The 2,491-nt window shown below is 64.4% G+C and carries 4 protein-coding genes; 3 read left to right on the forward strand and 1 reads right to left on the reverse strand.

All coding sequences use genetic code 11. The features are described from left to right. The 3 genes from AAGI46_16830 to smpB all read left to right on the forward strand — a co-directional run. Window positions 1-424: hypothetical protein (locus AAGI46_16830; GenBank protein ID MEM1013872.1), on the forward strand; the 424-nt coding region annotated here is incomplete at its 5' end. 94 nt (window positions 425-518) lie between these two features. Further along, entirely contained in the window at window positions 519-1,331 is an 813-nt protein-coding gene (sdhB, locus tag AAGI46_16835; protein MEM1013873.1) for a succinate dehydrogenase iron-sulfur subunit, read from the forward strand. A gap of 107 nt (window positions 1,332-1,438) precedes the next feature. After that, window positions 1,439-1,921 carry an SsrA-binding protein SmpB gene (gene smpB / locus AAGI46_16840; GenBank protein ID MEM1013874.1) on the forward strand — a complete coding sequence of 161 codons (483 nt, stop codon included), beginning with the start codon at window positions 1,439-1,441 and terminating at the stop codon, window positions 1,919-1,921. A gap of 111 nt (window positions 1,922-2,032) precedes the next feature. On the opposite strand, the gene AAGI46_16845 is transcribed toward smpB, so the two are convergent. Continuing rightward, window positions 2,033-2,491: PEP-CTERM sorting domain-containing protein (locus AAGI46_16845; protein ID MEM1013875.1), on the reverse strand; the 459-nt coding region annotated here is incomplete at its 5' end.

A 2,491-nucleotide genomic window follows, 5' to 3' on the forward strand; every position in this document is an offset into this window, starting at 1 on the left:
GACGATCGAGCAGCAGCTCAGTCTCGTCGTCGCTCGCGACTCGGCCTGGGTCGACTCGTGGAGCGAGGAGATCACGATCGATCCGATCGTCCGCTGGTTCATGCGAAACGCCGGTGCCGAAATCGCCGGCCGACTGCAGAACGCCCGCTTCAGCATCTTCCGCTGGCAGGAAGGCACGTGGCACGAAGAGGTCTTCACCGCCACCGCCGGCGACCCACTCGGTGCCGAGCGAGACGGCATCGACTTCGCCACCGGTCACTACCTCGTCGACGTCCGCGAGGACCCGGCCACCGGCGATTCGGTCGCCGTCGTCTCGGGCGACAACGGCCGATTCACCCGGCACGACGACGAGGAAGACGAGAGCGATGACTTCGATGAGCTCAAGAAGCTCGTCCAGGGAGACGAGGTCGCAACACGCCGCTGAGCGACGCTGACTGCGACATTTTCGTCCTTTTCGAAACGACGAGCGGCACCGGGCCATCGAACCCGGTGCCGTCTTTGCTTAGTATGACAGCAAGATGAACGCAACGATGACCGACGCGACGACGCCTCCGCCGACGACCGGTGTTGCCGCGGCAAAGGACACCATCCGCATCCGTGTCCGCCGCCAAGACGGCCCCGACGCCGACGGTCGCTGGGATGAGTTCGACGTGCCCAAGCGGCCGAACATGAACATCATCTCGTGCCTCCAGTGGATCGCCGCCCACCCGACCACCATCGACGGCCGAAACGTCACCAGCCCCGTCTGGGACTCCGGCTGTCTGGAGGAGGTCTGTGGTGCGTGCACGATGCGAGTCAACGGCCGTGTGCGACAGGCGTGCAGCACGCTGGTCGACAAGGTCGGCACGAAAGGCGAGGCCATCACGCTCGAGCCGATGAGCAAGTTCCCGCTCATTCGCGACCTCCACGTCGACCGCAGCCGGCTCTTCAACGACCTCAAACGCGTCAAGGCCTGGGTGCCCATCGACGGCACCTACGACCTCGGCCCCGGCCCGACCGAGTCACAAGCGACCCAGGAAGAGCGCTACCCGCTCAGCCGCTGCATTTCGTGCGGCTCGTGCCTGGAGGCCTGCCCGCAGTACACGCCGGTCAACGGCTTCGTCGGGGCGGCCGTCATCAGTCAGGTCCGTCTCTTCAACGAGCACGGCACCGGCAAGGCCCTCAAGGATGACCGCATGGCCGTCATGATGGGCGAGGACGGCATCGGCAACTGCTCCAAGGCCGGCAACTGCGTCCAGGTGTGCCCGAAGGAAATCCCGCTGCTCGAGTCGATCGCCAAGGTCCAACGGGCCGCGACGTGGCACAGCCTGAAGAAGCTGGTGGGGCGGTGAGTTGAGCTTGTAACTCGTAAACTGGTAACTTGGGTTGGACGCGTGAGCCTTCTGGCCCAAGTAACAAGGCCACGAGTCACGAGTTCACGACCTACTCTTCCCTTCCGATGGCGAAGAAGGGCAAGAAGAAAGGCCTGGCGGAGCCGGGTCGCATCATCAACCGCAAGGCCCGCTTCGACTACCAGATCGGCCGGACGCTCGAGTGCGGCATTCGCCTCGTCGGCACGGAAGTCAAACAGCTCCGCGTCGGCCAAGCCCAGATGGCGGACGCGTTCGCACGCATCGAGCACGGCAAACTGCTGCTCCAAGGCGTGCACATCGACCCGTATCCGCACGCCAGCGAGCAGGCCAACCACGACCCGCGTCGCCTACGCACGTTGCTTGCCCACAAGCGTGAGATTCGCCAACTCGAAGCCGAAACCCGCGAACGCGGCGTAACACTCGTTCCGCTTGAAATCTACTTCAAAGACGGCCGAGCCAAAGTCGAACTCGGCGTCGGCCGCGGCAAACGCGCTGCTGACAAACGCGAGAGCATCAAGAAGAAAGACGCCGAACGCGAAATGCGCCGCGCCGAGCGGCAGCGTTACTGACGTCCGTCATCCTGAGCGAGCGCAGCGAGTCGAAGGACCTCGCCTGTGCGATGTTGTAGAACCAGGCGAGGTCCATCGGCTGTGCTCGGGATGACGGTGAAAACGTGACGCTCATTGACGTCGCAGCAGGCCGACGCTTGCGACGCCCACGAGGGCTAGCGACGTCGGCTCCGGAACGGGCGTGCCGAGGAACTCCTCCAAGTAGAGCGACGCGAAGTGCAGCTTCTCCACCGGTCCGTTCCCGCCAGGGGAGAGAATCGTGTAAATGCTGTCGCTGTCGAGGATGCCGGGTGCGTCTGTCGTCAGGCGGCTCTCGATGACGAAGAGCGTTCCGACGACCGGCCCGTTGGGTGCGTTGGTGGTCGGGCCCTGGTAGAGGTAGCTGAGGTCGACGTCGTAGCCGTTGCTACCGAGACTCGCGTTGACCGGCTGGCTCTTGCCATCGGTGTCGACGAATGTCAGGCCGTCATAGTCGTCAACAATCAGCAGCGACTCGCCCGGCGAGACCGTCTGCCCGCCGAAGCCGGCGACGATCGTCTGGCCGACGTCCAGCGACACGAGGTCCGGCAC

The sequence above is a fragment of the Planctomycetota bacterium genome (assembly GCA_038746835.1).
Classification (GTDB): domain Bacteria; phylum Planctomycetota; class Phycisphaerae; order Tepidisphaerales; family Tepidisphaeraceae; genus JBCDKH01.